The sequence below is a fragment of the Streptomyces sp. 147326 genome (assembly GCF_045000215.1).
In the GTDB taxonomy this organism is placed as follows: Bacteria; Actinomycetota; Actinomycetes; order Streptomycetales; family Streptomycetaceae; genus Streptomyces.
In genome coordinates this window covers 3,638,432-3,654,143 of sequence record NZ_CP134201.1, presented here as the reverse complement: position 1 = coordinate 3,654,143, position 15,712 = coordinate 3,638,432, and the positions used below count along the sequence as shown (strand labels likewise).

General features: G+C 72.7%; 11 protein-coding genes. 8 read left to right on the top strand and 3 right to left on the bottom strand.

Annotation, left to right across the window (positions count from 1 at the left end; genetic code table 11):
• Window positions 1-30 precede the first annotated feature (30 nt).
• A complete protein-coding gene (locus RIU97_RS16095; RefSeq protein WP_404957391.1) occupies window positions 31-930 on the top strand; it encodes a LysR family transcriptional regulator in 900 nt (299 codons plus the stop codon).
• Between the two features lie 194 nt (window positions 931-1,124).
• On the opposite strand, the gene RIU97_RS16090 is transcribed toward RIU97_RS16095, so the two are convergent.
• Complete coding sequence (locus RIU97_RS16090) at window positions 1,125-1,451, bottom strand: WhiB family transcriptional regulator (protein WP_030710411.1); 327 nt, start codon at window positions 1,449-1,451, stop codon at window positions 1,125-1,127.
• 390 nt (window positions 1,452-1,841) lie between these two features.
• Between RIU97_RS16090 and RIU97_RS16085 the strand changes: the two genes are divergently transcribed.
• The 4 genes from RIU97_RS16085 (at window position 1,842) to RIU97_RS16070 (ending at window position 6,314) form a co-directional block, all read left to right on the top strand.
• Complete coding sequence (locus RIU97_RS16085; protein ID WP_003948568.1) at window positions 1,842-2,453, top strand: response regulator transcription factor; 612 nt, start codon at window positions 1,842-1,844, stop codon at window positions 2,451-2,453.
• A gap of 348 nt (window positions 2,454-2,801) precedes the next feature.
• Window positions 2,802-3,431 (top strand): sigma-70 family RNA polymerase sigma factor, encoded by a 630-nt coding sequence (locus RIU97_RS16080; protein ID WP_030389108.1) that lies wholly within the window; start codon window positions 2,802-2,804, stop codon window positions 3,429-3,431.
• Window positions 3,432-3,545: 114 nt separating this feature from the next.
• Window positions 3,546-5,045 (top strand): IMP dehydrogenase, encoded by a 1,500-nt coding sequence (gene guaB / locus RIU97_RS16075; protein ID WP_404957388.1) that lies wholly within the window; start codon window positions 3,546-3,548, stop codon window positions 5,043-5,045.
• 144 nt (window positions 5,046-5,189) lie between these two features.
• Entirely contained in the window at window positions 5,190-6,314 is a 1,125-nt protein-coding gene (locus RIU97_RS16070) for a GuaB3 family IMP dehydrogenase-related protein (RefSeq protein WP_189733282.1), read from the top strand.
• A 77-nt stretch (window positions 6,315-6,391) separates the two neighbouring features.
• Here RIU97_RS16070 and RIU97_RS16065 read toward each other — a convergent pair whose 3' ends face one another.
• Entirely contained in the window at window positions 6,392-6,865 is a 474-nt protein-coding gene (locus RIU97_RS16065) for a hypothetical protein (protein ID WP_404957385.1), read from the bottom strand.
• Between the two features lie 117 nt (window positions 6,866-6,982).
• Window positions 6,983-8,212, bottom strand: a complete 1,230-nt coding sequence (locus RIU97_RS16060; protein WP_404957383.1) for a nucleotide sugar dehydrogenase — start codon at window positions 8,210-8,212, stop codon at window positions 6,983-6,985.
• A gap of 231 nt (window positions 8,213-8,443) precedes the next feature.
• Here RIU97_RS16060 and RIU97_RS16055 point away from each other — a divergent pair, with 231 nt between their 5' ends.
• The 3 genes from RIU97_RS16055 to RIU97_RS16045 all read left to right on the top strand — a co-directional run bounded on the left by RIU97_RS16055 (window position 8,444) and on the right by RIU97_RS16045 (window position 15,596).
• Complete coding sequence (locus tag RIU97_RS16055; protein ID WP_404957381.1) at window positions 8,444-10,150, top strand: glycerol-3-phosphate dehydrogenase/oxidase; 1,707 nt, start codon at window positions 8,444-8,446, stop codon at window positions 10,148-10,150.
• A 908-nt stretch (window positions 10,151-11,058) separates the two neighbouring features.
• On the top strand, window positions 11,059-13,005 hold the full coding sequence (locus RIU97_RS16050) for a serine/threonine-protein kinase (RefSeq protein WP_404962852.1): 1,947 nt from the start codon (window positions 11,059-11,061) through the stop codon (window positions 13,003-13,005).
• Between the two features lie 77 nt (window positions 13,006-13,082).
• Entirely contained in the window at window positions 13,083-15,596 is a 2,514-nt protein-coding gene (locus RIU97_RS16045) for a protein kinase (RefSeq protein WP_404957378.1), read from the top strand.
• The last annotated feature ends 116 nt before the right edge of the window (window positions 15,597-15,712 follow it).

The following is a 15,712-nucleotide window of genomic DNA, read 5'->3' as shown; positions in this document are numbered from 1 at the left end:
AGCAGTCAAAGCAGGCCTTATGCTCGCAGGGTGATCGAGGCACGTCATCTCCGCGTTCTGCGCGCCGTCGCCGGGACCGGTTCCTTCTCCGCCGCCGCCCGCGAGCTCGGCTGCACCCAGCCCGCCGTCTCCCAGCAGATGAAGGCACTGGAGCACTCGGCCGGCACGCCGCTGCTCATCCGCACCGGGCGCGAGATGCGGCTGACCCAGGCCGGTGAGGCCCTCGTGCGGCACGCCGCGGGGATCCTGGCGGGGCTGACCGCCGCCGAGGAGGAGGTCGCGGCCATCGCCGGGCTGCGCGCCGGCCGGGTGCGGCTCGTGTCCTTCCCCAGCGGCAGCTCGACGCTGGTGCCGACCGCGCTCGCCGCGATGCGCGCCGAACACCCGGGCACCCGGATCTCGCTGGTCGAGGCGGAGCCGCCGCGCTCGGTGGAGATGCTGCGCGAGGGCGACTGCGACCTGGCGCTGGCCTTCCGCTACGGCGGGGCCGCCGGCTCCGCCGCGGAGTGGGAGGACCTCGTGGTGCGGCCGCTGCTGACGGACCGGCTCGTCGGGCTGGTCCCGGAGGGGCACCGGCTGGCCGGCGCGGAGCGCGTGGGCATGGCGGAGCTGGCCGACGAGCCCTGGATCGCGGGCTGTCCGCGCTGCCGCCGCCACCTGGTGGAGGTGTGCGAGGGCGTGGGCTTCACCCCGCGCATCGACTTCGCCACCGACGACTACCCGGCGGTGGTCGGCCTGGTCGGCGCGGGGCTGGGCGTCGCGGTGCTGCCGGAGCTCGCGGTGGAGTCCGTGCGGGCCAAGGGCGTGAGCACGGTCGCCGTGGAGCCGGCCGTCGAGCGGGAGGTCGTGGCGCTGACCCTGCCCGACCTGGCCCGGGTGCCGGCGGTGGCCGCGACCCTGGCCGAGCTGGAGCGGGCCGCCACGCGCTGACGGGCCGCACCGGCGGACCGCACGCGCCCGTCGGCGGACCGCACGCGCCCGTCGACGGGCCGCGCGCAACCGGCCGTACGCACGCACTCAACCGGGTGCGTACGGCCGAACGCGTGAATTCCGGGTTTGGCGGCGACACGCCCGGGTGTGCAGGTGATTCGAAGAAACGTTCCTTCGGACGTTTCGGCGAACGCTCAGTCCGGAGCGATCGGACCGATCGCACTCGACGCGGGGATCAGACGGTGCCGGGCGCGGCCCATCAGTTCCTCACGTTCGTCCTCGGTCAGACCTCCCCACACTCCGTAGGGCTCGCGGACGGCGAGTGCGTGCGCGGCACATTCCGCGCGGACCGGGCATCGCATGCAGACCTCTTTAGCCGAGGCCTCGCGCGCGCTCCTGGCCGCGCCCCGCTCGCCTTCCGGGTGGAAGAAGAGGGAGCTGTCGACCCCGCGGCAGGCAGCCAGCAGCTGCCAGTCCCAGAGGTCGGCGTTCGGGCCGGGGAGGCGGGAGAAATCTGCCATTGGTAGTCCTCGTTGGTGCCGGTACTGAGGCGGATACGGTCGATGTCTCCAAGGGTCTCCACACCTACTGTCGGAGTAGATGTAAATATGACTCATTGGGAATCTAGCCTCAGACACGTGCCAAACGGAAGGAAAGCCGCCAAATAGGGCATAGCTCCAGATGGAGGACAGGTGGCTTGTGGCGTCGGCGCCGTGATCGCTTCCTCACGTAGAGTGCCGAAGGTGTCCGTCCGACCCGTAACTCTTTCGAGTGACCATCGTTGAGAGTGCGAAGGCGGTTGAACCAACAAGTTCTCGGACAGGTGTCCGGGGGCATCGACCGCACAGGTGACGATACGTACCAGCCTGGAGGCTCAAGGTGACGCGCATCAGCAGCTGCGGAGGGCGGTCATGACATCCGTCCTCGTCTGCGACGACTCCCCGCTTGCCCGAGAGGCGCTCCGTCGCGCGGTTGCCACCGTGCCCGGCGTCGAGCGTGTGACGACGGCTGCCAACGGCGAGGAAGTCCTCCGCCGCTGGGGTGCCGACCGCTCCGACCTGATTCTGATGGATGTACGGATGCCGGGGCTCGGCGGCGTGGAGACGGTCCGCCGACTGCTCTCGGCCGACCCCGGTGCCCGCATCATCATGCTGACGGTCGCCGAGGACCTGGACGGCGTGGCCCTCGCGGTCGCCGCCGGCGCCCGCGGGTACCTGCACAAGGACGCCTCGCGCGCCGAGCTGCGGGCCACGGTCACCCAGGCCCTCGCCGACCCGACCTGGCGACTGGCCCCGCGCCGGCTCCGCTCGGCCGAGATGGGCGCCGCGCCCACGCTCACCGCGCGCGAGATCCAGGTGCTGGAGGGCATGAGCCACGGCCGGTCCAACGCGGAGATCGGGCGCGAGCTCTTCCTCTCCGAGGACACGGTCAAGACGCACGCCCGCAGGCTGTTCAAGAAGCTCGGCGCCTCGGACCGGGCGCACGCCGTGGCACTCGGATTCCGCTGGGGTCTGGTCCGCTGACCCGCGGGTCGTGGCCGGGCCCGGCCCGGTCCGCCGCGGACCGCGGATCGTCGAGAGCGGTCCCGTCCGCCACGGGCGGACGGGGCGGCGCGCCGCCCTCGTTTTCGGTGTAGCCCTGTCCCGCCGTACCCGCTGCGCACCCGGGGGTTGGCGGGGCACAATCCGGGGGACGTCTCGCTTCGTGCGCGATGCCGCATCCTTGAGGGTGTGGAGTCTCTCGGAGACTATTCGGCCGAGCGGGAGGGGAGGGCGCAGATGACGAGCTCAGGCGCACCCGCTCATAACGCTTCGATGCACAACAAGGGCCACGGTGCCGCGGATGCTCCGGCGCCAAGGCACCATGGATTGATGCGCGACGACGAGGCCCTGGGGTCACCCGCGGCCACAGGCCCCACCGGCGCCGCCAAAGGCGGCAGTGCCGGGGGTGTCAGCGCGCTCGTACGCAGGGCGGTCGAGGGTGACGAACAGGCCACGCACGACCTGCTCGCCTTCGTGCACCCCCTCGCGATCCGCTACTGCCGCACCCGGCTGTCGCGGCTCCCGGGTGACGCTCGTCACTTCGTGGAGGACCTGGCGCAGGAGGTCTGCGTCGCCGTCCTGATGGCCCTGCCGCGCTACCGGGACACCGGCCGGCCCTTCGAGGCCTTCGTCTTCGCCATCGCCGCGCACAAGGTCGCCGACCTGCAGCGGGCCGCCATGCGGCACCCGGGCAGCACGGCCGTGCCCTCCGACGAGATGCCGGAGCGGCCCGACGACTCACTCGGTCCGGAGGAGCGGGCACTGCTCAGCAGCGACGCCGCCTGGGCCAAGAAGCTGCTGGCCAACCTTCCGGAGAACCAGCGCGAGCTCCTCGTCCTGCGGGTGGCCGTCGGGCTGACCGCGGAGGAGACCGGGCAGATGCTCGGGATGTCCCCCGGGGCCGTGCGCGTGGCACAGCACCGGGCGCTCAGCCGGCTGCGGGCGCTCGCCGAGCAGTAGGAGCAGTCGTAGGAAGCGACGAATCTTCTGCTTGACCTTGGTCGTGGAATGAGACGCGTCGGGATCCCGTTAGCATGGACATCCGCGCTGAGCAAGACCATTTGGGAAGGTGTCATGACCGCCGACGGAGTGCCCGACAAATTCGCCACGCTCGGACTGACCTACGACGACGTGCTGCTGCTGCCGGGCGCGTCGGACATGTCGCCTGATGCGATCGACACCTCTTCCCTGATCTCGCGGAACGTCCGTGTGAACGTTCCCCTGCTGTCCGCGGCCATGGACAAGGTCACCGAGGCCCGGATGGCCATCGCGATGGCCCGCCAGGGCGGCGTCGGCGTCCTGCACCGCAACCTCTCCATCGCCGACCAGGCCAACCAGGTCGACCTGGTCAAGCGCTCCGAGTCCGGCATGGTCACGGACCCGATCACGGTCCACCCGGACGCGACCCTGCGCGAGGCCGACGAGCTCTGCGCGAAGTTCCGCATCTCCGGCGTCCCGGTCACCGACGCCGCGGGCAAGCTCCTCGGCATCGTCACCAACCGCGACATGGCCTTCGAGTCGGACCGCAGCCGCCAGGTGCGCGAGGTCATGACCCCGATGCCGCTCGTCACGGGCAAGGTCGGCATCTCCGGCGTAGACGCCATGGAGCTGCTGCGCCGCCACAAGATCGAGAAGCTTCCGCTGGTCGACGACGCGGGCATCCTCAAGGGCCTCATCACGGTCAAGGACTTCGTCAAGGCCGAGCAGTACCCGAACGCCGCCAAGGACAAGGGCGGCCGGCTGCTCGTCGGCGCGGCCGTCGGTGTCGCCGGCGACGCGTACGAGCGTGCCCAGGCCCTGATCGAGGCGGGTGCCGACTTCATCGTCGTCGACACCGCCCACGGCCACTCCCGCCTGGTCGGCGACATGGTCGCCAAGATCAAGTCGAACTCCACCGTCGACGTCATCGGCGGCAACGTCGCCACCCGCGACGGCGCCCAGGCGCTCATCGACGCCGGCTGCGACGGCATCAAGGTCGGCGTCGGCCCCGGTTCCATCTGCACCACCCGCGTCGTCGCCGGCATCGGCGTCCCGCAGGTCACCGCGATCTACGAGGCCGCGCTCGCCGCCAAGGCGGCCGGCGTCCCGGTCATCGGCGACGGCGGCCTCCAGTACTCCGGCGACATCGCCAAGGCCCTGGTCGCGGGCGCCGACACGGTGATGCTCGGTTCGCTGCTCGCGGGCTGCGAGGAGTCCCCGGGCGAGCTGCTCTTCATCAACGGCAAGCAGTTCAAGTCCTACCGAGGCATGGGTTCGCTCGGCGCGATGCAGTCCCGTGGCGACCAGCGCTCCTTCTCCAAGGACCGCTACTTCCAGGAGGGCGTGGGCGGCGACGACAAGCTCATCCCCGAGGGCATCGAGGGCCAGGTCCCGTACCGCGGCCCGCTCTCCGCGGTCGTGCACCAGCTCGTCGGAGGCCTGCGCCAGTCGATGTTCTACGTCGGCGGCCGCACGGTCCCCCAGCTGCAGGACCGGGGCCGCTTCGTCCGGATCACCTCTGCGGGGCTCAAGGAGAGCCACCCGCACGACATCCAGATGACGGTGGAAGCACCGAACTACTCCCGCAAGGGGTAGCAGCCGACGCGGAGGGGCGGGCCCGGGTGACCGGGCCCGCCCCTCCGGCGTGGGGGCCGGTCGTCCGTACAGCGGTCACCGGAACGCGGGCCCCCGGGGTTCGGGGATACTGGACGGGCAGACCCAGAGGAAAGGCCACCACACGTGACTGAGATCGAGATCGGGCGCGGCAAGCGCGGCCGCCGGGCGTACGCGTTCGATGACATCGCCATCGTCCCCAGCCGCCGTACCCGGGACCCGAAGGAGGTCTCGATCGCCTGGCAGATCGACGCCTACCGCTTCGAGCTCCCCTTCCTGGCCGCCCCCATGGACTCGGTCGTCTCCCCGCAGACCGCCATCCGCATCGGCGAGCTCGGCGGCCTCGGCGTGCTGAACCTCGAAGGCCTGTGGACCCGGTACGAGGACCCGCAGCCGCTGCTCGACGAGATCACGGAGCTGGACGAGGACGCGGCCACCCGCCGCCTCCAGGAGATCTACTCCGCGCCGATCCAGGCCGACCTGATCCGGCAGCGCATCAAGGAGGTGCGCGACTCCGGCGTCGTCACCGCCGCCGCGCTCTCCCCGCAGCGCACCGCCGAGTTCTCCAAGGCCGTCGTCGACGCGGGCGTGGACATCTTCGTGATCCGCGGCACCACCGTGTCGGCCGAGCACGTCTCGGGCGCCGCCGAACCGCTGAACCTCAAGCAGTTCATCTACGAGCTCGACGTCCCGGTCATCGTGGGCGGCTGCGCCACCTACACCGCGGCCCTGCACCTGATGCGCACCGGCGCCGCGGGCGTCCTGGTCGGCTTCGGCGGCGGCGCCGCGCACACCACGCGCAACGTGCTCGGCATCCAGGTCCCGATGGCGACCGCCGTCGCGGACGTGGCCGCGGCCCGCCGCGACTACATGGACGAGTCCGGCGGCCGCTACGTGCACGTCATCGCCGACGGCGGCGTGGGCTGGTCGGGCGACATCCCGAAGGCCGTCGCCTGCGGAGCGGACGCCGTGATGATGGGCTCCCCGTTGGCCCGTGCCACCGACGCGCCCGGCAAGGGCAACCACTGGGGCATGGAGGCCGTTCACGAGGACGTGCCGCGCGGCAAGAAGGTCGACCTGGGCACCGTCGGCACCACCGAGGAGATCCTCACCGGTCCCTCGCACACCCCGGACGGCTCGATGAACATCTTCGGCGCCCTGCGCCGCTCGATGGCCACCACCGGCTACAGCGAGCTCAAGGAGTTCCAGCGGGTCGAGGTCACGATCGCGGACTCGCAGCACAGCCGCTGACCGCTCCGCCCGTACGCCGGAGGGCCGGCACCCCGTGCTTGGGGTGCCGGCCCTCCGGCGTTGCGCGGTGCGGCCGGTCAGTCGCCCATCTTCTTGGCCGCGCCGAAGGCGGCGAAGCCGCCGATGCCGAGGAAGAGGTAGGACATGAAGTCCGCGCTCTCCTTCCAGATGTCGTTCAGGCCGCCGATGCCGACCTCGCTGAGCACCTCGCCCACGCCCACCTGGCCGTAGTCGGCGAACGCCAGCGCGATGAAGAAGAGCTGGCCGAGGTAGACGGCGCCGAGGGAGAGCGCGGCGGCGATCGCGGGCAGGACCGGGTTGCGGCCGCCGACCTTGCCGGCGGTGAGGCCGACGAGGAGGCCGACGCCGATCGCCGCGTAGCCGATCTCGCGCTCGATGGCGTTCATGATGCCGCCGTACGCGCCCGCCGCGACGAGGGCCGCGACGACGGCCGCGACGATGCCGAGACCGATGTTGCCGGTGCGGGCCGGGGCCGGGGCGGGCGCCGGACTGAAGGAGTCGGGCGCGGGCGGCGTGAAGTTCTGGCTCATTGGGAAATCCCCCCCAGGGATGCGTGGCACACGTGTCCAGGGGGACGTATGTGCGAGATAAGTGACGCCGCAGGCTAGCAGCCGCGACGGACATCCACGGGGAGGATTTCCCTGCCGTCACAGGCGGTGGGCCGCGCCCACCGGGCTGGCGCCCCGGGTGTCCAGCAGCAATTGGGCCTTCACGGCAAGACCTTGAAGGTCGTAGGTGCGGTGGTGCTGGAGCAGGATCGTCAGGTCGGCGTTGGCGGCGGCCTCGTACAACGATTCGGCACGGGGGACCGGCTGGTCCCTGACCCGCCAGCCCGTGATGTACGGGTCGTGGTAGCTGATCAGCGCCCCCAGGTCGAGCAGGCGGCTGGCGATCTCGCGGGCCGGGGAGCCCTCCTGGTCGGCGAGGTCGGGCTTGTAGGTGACGCCCAGCAGGAGGACGCGGGCGCCACGGGCCGACTTGCCGTGCTCGTTCAGCAGGGTGGCGGAACGCTGGATGACGTACTGCGGCATCCGGTTGTTGATCTCCTGCGCCAGGCCGACCATGCGCAGGGGGTGGCCGGGGGTGCGGGTGGTGTGGGGGAGGTAGTTCGGGTCCAGGGGGACTCCGTGGCCGCCGACCCCGGGGCCGGGGCGGAAGGCCTGGAACCCGTACGGCTTGGTCTCGGCGCAGCGGATCACGTCCCACAGGTCGACGCCGAGGTCGTGGCAGAGCACGGCCATCTCGTTCATGAGGGCGATGTTCACGTGCCGGTAGTTCGTTTCGAGGAGCTGGACGGTCTCGGCCTCGCGCAGCCCGCGGGCGCGGACCACCTTCTCGGTGAGGCGGGCGTAGAAGGCGTGCGCGGACTCGGTGCAGGCGGGGGTGAGGCCGCCGATCACCTTGGGGGTGTTGGCGATGCCGTGGGTCCGGTTGCCCGGGTCGTGGCGGCTGGGGGAGTAGGCCAGGTGGAAGTCCCGGCCGGCCCGGAGCCCCGAGCCCGCTTCGAGGATCGGGCGCAGGTAGTCCTCGGTGACGCCCGGGTGGACGGCGGATTCGAGGATCACGGTGGTGTGCGGGCGCAGCCGCGCGGCGAGCGCGTGGCCGGCCTCGCCGACGGCGGAGAGGTCCAGTGCGCGATCGGCGCCGAGCTGGGTGGGGGCGCAGATGACGGCCGTGCGGACCCGGCCGAGCTCGGCGGGGTTGGTGGTCACCCGGAAGCCGGCCGCCGACATGCGGCGGATCTCGGCGGCGGTGAGGGTGGAGTCCGTGACCGGACCGCTGTCGTAGCCGACCGTCTCGATCCCGGCGGCGACGGCCGCCTGGGCGAGCGGGAGGCCGAGATGGCCGAGTCCGATGACGGCGAGATCTGCGGGCATGGGGGTGCCGTCCCTTCCCTGACATGAGGGGGCTGCGGCGCAAGTCCTCCGGGGGGACAGGGGAGCTGGCGCAATGTCAGACTAGGCGTATATATGACAGATATGTCGCATTCCGGGGTGAAGGTCATCGTTGTGTTGTCCACAGGCGGTGGCTGATGTGGGTGCGGGCGGTCAGAATCATGAAACGGGGGCATGTGAGCGGGATCTCACCCGCACCAACGGGAGGCAGCCGTGAGGACAGCGACACTGGGGCCGGTGCAGCGGGCCGAGGCCCTCACCCGCATGGCCGAACGCGAACTGGACGTGCTGGTGGTGGGCGCGGGCGTGGTGGGCGCGGGCACCGCGCTCGACGCCGTCACCCGCGGCCTGTCGACCGGCCTGGTGGAGGCGCGGGACTGGGCCTCGGGCACCTCCAGCCGGTCCAGCAAACTGATCCACGGCGGCCTGCGGTACCTGGAGATGCTCGACTTCGCCCTCGTGCGGGAGGCGCTGAAGGAGCGCGGCCTGCTGCTGGAGCGGCTCGCCCCGCACTTGGTGAAGCCGGTGCCCTTCCTGTACCCCTTGCAGCACAAGGGCTGGGAGCGGCTGTACGCGGGCTCGGGCGTCGCGCTGTACGACGCGATGTCGGTCTCCAGCGGGCACGGGCGGGGCCTGCCGGTGCACCGGCACCTGTCGCGCAAGCGCGCGCTGCGGGTGGCTCCGGCGCTGCGCAAGGACGCGCTGGTGGGGGCCCTGCAGTACTACGACGCCCAGATGGACGACGCGCGGTACGTCACCACGCTGGTGCGGACGGCCACGGCGTACGGGGCGCACTGCGCCAACCGGGCGAGGGTGATCGGCTTCCTGCGCGAGGGCGAACGGGTGGTCGGCGCGCGGGTGCAGGATGTGGAGGGCGGCGGCGAGTACGCCATCCGGGCGAAGCAGGTCGTCAACGCGACCGGGGTGTGGACGGACGACACCCAGGCGCTGATCGGGGAGCGCGGGCAGTTCCACGTACGGGCCTCGAAGGGCATCCACCTGGTCGTGCCGAAGGACCGGATCCATTCGAGCACCGGGCTGATCCTGCGGACCGAGAAGTCGGTGCTGTTCGTCATCCCGTGGGGCCGCCACTGGATCGTCGGGACCACGGACACCGACTGGGACCTGGACAAGGCGCACCCGGCGGCGTCGAGCGCGGACATCGACTACCTGCTGGAGCACGTGAACTCGGTGCTGGCGGTGCCGCTGACGCGCGATGACGTCCAGGGCGTGTACGCGGGCCTGCGGCCGCTGCTGGCCGGCGAGTCGGACGCGACGAGCAAGCTCTCGCGCGAGCACACGGTGGCGCACCCGGTGCCCGGGCTGGTGGTGGTGGCGGGCGGCAAGTACACGACGTACCGGGTCATGGCGAAGGACGCCGTCGACGAGGCCGTGCACGGGCTGGACCAGCGGGTGGCGGAGTGCGTGACGGAGGACGTGCCGCTCGTGGGGGCGGAGGGGTACCGGGCGCTGTGGAACGGGCGGGCGAGGATGGCCGCCCGGACGGGGCTTCATGTGGTGCGGGTGGAACACCTGTTGAACCGCTTCGGGTCCCTGACGGAGGAACTGCTGGAGCTGATCGCCGCCGATCCGGGACTGCGCGAGCCGTTGACCGGGGCGGACGACTACCTGCGGGCGGAAATCGTGTACGCGGCCTCGCACGAGGGGGCGCGGCACCTGGACGACGTGCTGACGCGGCGGACGCGGATCTCGATCGAGACCTTCGACCGGGGGACGCGGTCTGCGCGGGAATGCGCGGAGTTGATGGCTCCGGTTCTGGGGTGGGACGAGCAGCAGATCGACAAGGAAGTGGAGCACTACGAGAAGCGGGTCCAGGCGGAGCGGGAGTCGCAGCGACAGCCGGACGACCAGACGGCGGATGCGGCGCGGCTGGGGGCGCCCGACATCGTTCCGTTGTAACTCCGGAATGCGGGACGGGGAACCGCGGACCCGGGGGGCCCGTCCGTTGCGGAGTGAGGAACAATGAGGGTTCTGCCGGGGCGGGTTACCGCGGGCCCCGGCCGCCGGGTCGCTCAGCCGCCAGGGCAGGCGGAGCAGCGGCAGGATCGCAGAGGGGACGCATGTCGAAGCCGGAGCACACCGAGTCACCTGCGGGGTCGCCTGCGGCGTCGCCTGACAGTGCGAAGTCTTCGGCTGGCCGCGCGCCTTCCGGGACGCCTGCGGCGGAGCCTGGCAGTGAGAGGGCCGAGGCCGGGAAGCCGGGGCTGAGCAAGGCGGGTGGGCCGCCTGCCGGGTCGCCTGCGGCGAAGCCCGGCCGCGGGAAGGCCGTGCCTTCCGGGATCCCCGCTGCTGCGCCTGCGGCGGAGCCTGAGGACGCGAAGCCTGCCGGGTCGCCCGCGGCGAAGCCCGGCGATGAGGAGCCGGCTGCTGCGAAGGCCGAGCCTTCTGGCATACCTGCCGAGGCGGCGAAGCCGAGCAGTGGGCAGGCGGAGGCCGAGGGCGCGCCTGCGGCGAAGCCGACGCCGGGCAAGGCCAAGCCCGCGGCTGCGCCCGCGGCGAAGCCCGAGCCGGAGGACGCCCGGCCGACGGCTGCGAAGCCGAAGCCGAACAAGGCCGTGCCTGCGGCGAAGGCTGCGGCCGAGCCCGAAGACGCGAAGCCGGCGGCTGCGAAGCCGGGGCCGGGCAAGGCTGCGCCCGAGGCGAAGCGTGAGACCGAGCCCGAAGACGCGAAGCCCGTGGCTGCCAAGTCTGAGGCCGAGCCTGTGGTGAAGGCTGAGCCGGCGGCTGCGAAGCCGGGGCTGGGGAAGGCCGCGCCTGCCAAGGCGGGCGAAGGGGTGGTCAATCCCGTCGTCGAGAAGGCCGACGCCATGGCGGCTGCCGTCAAGGCCGCCGCGGCGAAGGCGGCCGGGGGCGGGCAGGACGAAGGACGGCTGCTGGCCGGGCGCTACCGGCTGGGGGCCGTGCTCGGCAAGGGCGGCATGGGCACCGTGTGGCGGGCCCAGGACGAGACCCTGGGCCGGACGGTCGCCGTCAAGGAGCTCCGCTTCAGCATCGGGGTCGACGAGGACGAGAAGCGCCGCCTCATCACCCGTACCCTCCGCGAGGCCAAGGCCATTGCCCGGATCCGCAGTGGCGGCGCCGTCACCGTCTACGACGTCGTCGACGAGGACGGCCGGCCGTGGATCGTCATGGAGCTCATCGAGGGCCCCTCGCTCGCCGAGTTCGTACGGGAGAACGGTCCGCTGACCCCCCGTCGCGCCGCCGAGGTCGGCCTGGCCGTGCTCGACGTGCTGCGCGCCGCCCACGGCCAGGGCATCCTGCACCGCGACGTCAAACCCTCCAACGTGCTCATCGCCGGCAACGGCCGTGTCGTCCTCACCGACTTCGGCATCGCGCAGGTCGAGGGCGACCCCTCCGTCACCTCCACCGGCATGCTCGTCGGCGCGCCCTCCTACATCTCCCCCGAGCGCGCCCGCGGCCAGAAGCCCGGTCCGCCCGCCGACATGTGGTCGCTCGGCGGCCTGCTGTACGCCTCCGTCGAGGGAGTGCCCCCGTACGACAAGGGGTCCGCGCTCGCCACCCTCACCGCGGTGATGACCGAGCCCGTGGACCCGCCGAAGAACGCCGGCCCGCTGGCCGAGGTCATCTACGGCCTGCTGGTCAAGGACCCCGCGCTGCGGCTCGACGACGCCCGGGCGCGGGCCCTGCTCACCGCCGTGGTCCACGCGCCCGAGCCGGTCCCGGCCCCCGTTGCCGCCCCGGCCGCCGCCGAGGAGACGCGGCAGATATCCCTCGCGGACGCCAAGGCGGCCGCGGACAAGGCCGCCGCGGAGAAGGCCGCCGAGAAGGCGGCGAAGAAGGAACGCGAACGCCGTGAGCGCGAGCAGCGTGAACGCGCCCGCGCCGCACTGAAGTCGGCCCGCAAGGCGGCCACGGCCGCGGCGGCCACGACGGCCGTCTCGGCCGCGGAGCCGCCGAAGGCCAAGCCGTCCCCCGTCGCGGCGCCGCTCACCGACGTCATGCCCCGGCGCACCATCGCGCTCGCGATAGCCGCCGTGGTCGTGGTGCTGGCCGTGGTCGGCTCGCTGATCGCCTACGCCATGAGCGGCGACGACAAGGGCGCCAAGAACGAGGGCAAGGGCGGCCAGCCCAGCCCGGCCGTGTCCGCCCCCGACAAGCAGGAATCCCCGAAGCCTTCGGGGAACACCGGTGATTCGGCCGGCAACGGCAGTGCGGGCACCGGTGCCGGTACCGGCACCACCACCGGTACGGGCGGCGAGCCCGGCCAGGGCCAGCAGTCCCCGGCTGCGAGCCAGGGTCAGGGCGCCACCTCCGGCGGTGCCGGCGGCACGCTCCCGACGGGATACGCCGTGGTGCAGGAATTCGGGTTCCACTTCTCGATGGCGATGCCCGAGGGCTTCAAGCTCATAGACATAGCGGGCGACAACTCCGGCGGCATATACGCCCGCGAAAGCGGCGGCTTCCCGCGGATCCAGGTCGACTACACCAACAAGCCGGGCGACGACGCGCGCCTCGCCTGGACCAAGGCGGTCCCCGGTGTGGCCGCCAGCAGCAAGGGATACCGGCAGCTCCGGATCGACCTGGTGGACTACCGGGGCTATCCGACCGTCGCGGACTGGGAGTTCGAGCGGGAGCAGAAGGGGATGAAGGTCCGGGTGCTCAACCGTGGCTTCAAGCTGGATGCGACGCACGGCTACGCCATCATGATCAGCTGCGCTGCCGACCAGTGGGACGGCGCCGAGTGCACCCAGATGCGCAACACCGCCTTCGAGACCTTCCAGCCGCTCGGCTGACCCCGGGACGCGGGCGGCTCCGGCGACGTATCGTGTCAGCGGGGCCATGGGGGGCCCACGCACTCGGGGGAGGCGATGTGGAGGAGTACGCGGGCCGGATCCTGGCCGGCCGTTACCGTCTGCCGCTGCCCCCGTCCGACGAGTACGAGCTGGTCGAGACCCGGGCCTTCGACACGCGCAGCGGGCAGGAAGTCCTGGTCCGGCAGGTGCCGTTGCCGGAGATCGTCGACGCCGAGCTGCTGGACGGGCAGCGGCCCGTCCCGGCGGCGGCGCGCCGCTCGCCCGCGGACCTGCCGGCCGTGCGGCGCGCGATCGGGGCGGCGCAGGCGGCGGCCTCGATCCCGGACCACCCCCGGCTGGACCAGGTCTTCGACGTCTTCGCCGAGGGCGAGTCGCTGTGGATAGTGAGCGAACTGGTCCCGGCCCGGCCGCTGGCCGCCCTGATAGCCGATGAACCGCTCAGCCCCTACAGGGCGGCTGAGGTGGCGTCGGACGTGCTGACCGCGCTGCGCGTGCTGCACGCGCACGGCTGGACGCACCGGAACATCACCGTCCGGACGGTGCTGGTGTGCGATGACGGCCGGGTCGTGCTGACGGGCCTGGCGGCCGGCGCGGCGGAAGAGGCCCTGTGCGGCTACGATCCCGTGCCGAACTCCGCCGACCCCGACGGCGCCGGCGGCTGGGGAACGGCTCCCGCCCCGGCTCCGGGGCCCGCCACCGCCTCGACTCCCGCCCCGGCTCCGGGTCCGGCGGCCGCCCCCGCCCCCGCGCCGGAACCCGCCCCGGACAGCTCCGCCGGGTACGCCCCGCTCGTGGCTCCCGGGTACGACACCGGGCCCCGGTACACCGATCACATCACCCCGGGCCGTCCCCAGGACCGCCCCGACCTCCAGGCCGCCGCGCGGGCCGGGGCCATCGCCGCCTACCGGGCCGGGGCGCGGGCTGCCGCCGCCAAGGTCGGCGAGCAGCGCCAGACCGGCCCCATCGTCGTGCCGGAGCAGAGGCCGCAGGGGTCGACCCTCCCGCAGGGGTACTCGTACCCGTACGGCGGCCCGGAGACCTCCTCCACCGCTCCCTGGCACGGCGCGACCCCCCGCAACCGCCCGGCGCTGCCCGCCGCGCAGGAGCCGGACCCGCAGGAACCGCAGGAGTCGCCGGAGCCGGACGGCCGGCAGGCCCCGGCGGAGCCGCAGCCCGGGCCGGCGGCCGGGCCCGGGCCCGCCCCGGGGGCGTGGAGCCGGGCCGAATCCCCGGTGGCGCCCGCGCTGCCCGCCCGGCTCGCCCTGCCCCAGGGCTACCGCCAGGCCGAGGCCCCGGACCGGCCGGCCCCCGCGCCGGCCGCGCCCGACGCGCCTCAGCCTGCCGGGGCGGAACCTGCCCCCGCCACGGGCGGCTGGGCCGGGCCCCGGACCGGGCTGGACGCCGAGCGGGCGCGCCAGACGCGCATGGCCGTCGTCGGCGCCGTCACCGAGCGGTGGGCGCCCGAGCAGGCCGGCCCCGTCCTCGGGCACTGGCAGCTGGCGCCCCCCGTCGGGCCCGCCACCGACCTGTGGGCGCTCGGCGCGCTGCTGTACCGCGCGGTGCAGGGGCACGCCCCGTATCCCGAGGACAGCGTCGCCGAGCTCGTCGAACTGGTCTGCGCCGAACCGCCCGCCTTCGCGGAGGAGTGCGGGGCGCTCCGGCCGGTCGTGGAGTCGCTGCTGCGTCAGGACCCGACCGAGCGGCCCGACTTCGAGGAGCTCCGCGGCTGGCTGCGTTCGCTCGTACGGTCGGCCCCCGAGCCGGAAGCCGGCTTCGGGGTGCTTCCCATGCCGGAGGCGGATCCCGCGCGGCTGCCCGTCGTACGCCGCCGCGGCGAGGTCCACGGGCGGCACCGCAACCCCGCGGCCCCCCGCAAGCCGCGCGCCCTCGGCCGGACCCTGCTCGTCGGCATCCTGGTCCTGCTGGCCGGGGCGGTGGCGTACGCGATGCTGTTCATGCCCCGGTCCGGTACCCCGGAGCAACAGGGCGACGCCCCGGGGAGCAGCGCGCGGCCGCAGGCGAAGCCGAGCCCCTCGCAGGTTCCCACCGGCACGCCCGAGTCCAGGCCCGCGCCTCAGACGACCGCGCCCGCCGGGTCACCGGCCGCCCCCGCTTCCGCCCCGCCCGGCTACACCACCCAGCAGGACCCCGAGCACTTCGAGATCGCCGTACCCAACGGCTGGGAGCGGCGCGGGATCAACGAGGCCGGCCAGGTGCGGTACACGGACGGGGCGTTCGTGCTGACCGTGGTTCCCGGCCGGGACAAGGTCCAGGGCAACCCGGACCCGGCGGCGTACCAGAAGGACAAGGAGCCGGAGCTGACCCCGTACCGCACCTCCACCTGGTCGACCGTCGGGGACGTCAAGACCACGAAGGTGGGCCAGCAGCTGCAGGCCACGGGCCGCTACACGTGGATCGACGGGACCGGTCGCAACGTCTACGCCCGCAATTTCGTCGTGGCACTGGGAGGCAGTTACCACGTCGTCCTGGTCACGGGCCCGGAGGACGAGCAGTCCAAGGTCACCGAGGTCTTCGAGAAAGCCACGTCGAGTTACAAGTCGGGCGGTTGAGCGGATACTGACGACGGATCAGTACGGCGATTGCGTCACAGTGCCGTCTTTCGGCGGCCGGGCGGTTCCGGCAGCCCCCGTGGGCTCCGTAATCTGGCCGTAAGTGCAGAGAGCGG

Bases quoted from the DNA above. Each gene is read 5' to 3' on its own strand.
- RIU97_RS16090 (WP_030710411.1), bottom strand. From the start codon at position 1,451: ATGGCAGATTTCTCCCGCCTCCCCGGCCCGAACGCCGACCTCTGGGAC.
- RIU97_RS16085 (WP_003948568.1), top strand. From the start codon at position 1,842: ATGACATCCGTCCTCGTCTGCGACGACTCCCCGCTTGCCCGAGAGGCG.
- RIU97_RS16080 (WP_030389108.1), top strand. From the start codon at position 2,802: ATGCGCGACGACGAGGCCCTGGGGTCACCCGCGGCCACAGGCCCCACC.
- guaB (WP_404957388.1), top strand. From the start codon at position 3,546: ATGACCGCCGACGGAGTGCCCGACAAATTCGCCACGCTCGGACTGACC.
- RIU97_RS16065 (WP_404957385.1), bottom strand. From the start codon at position 6,865: ATGAGCCAGAACTTCACGCCGCCCGCGCCCGACTCCTTCAGTCCGGCG.
- RIU97_RS16060 (WP_404957383.1), bottom strand. From the start codon at position 8,212: ATGCCCGCAGATCTCGCCGTCATCGGACTCGGCCATCTCGGCCTCCCG.
- RIU97_RS16050 (WP_404962852.1), top strand. From the start codon at position 11,059: ATGGCGGCTGCCGTCAAGGCCGCCGCGGCGAAGGCGGCCGGGGGCGGG.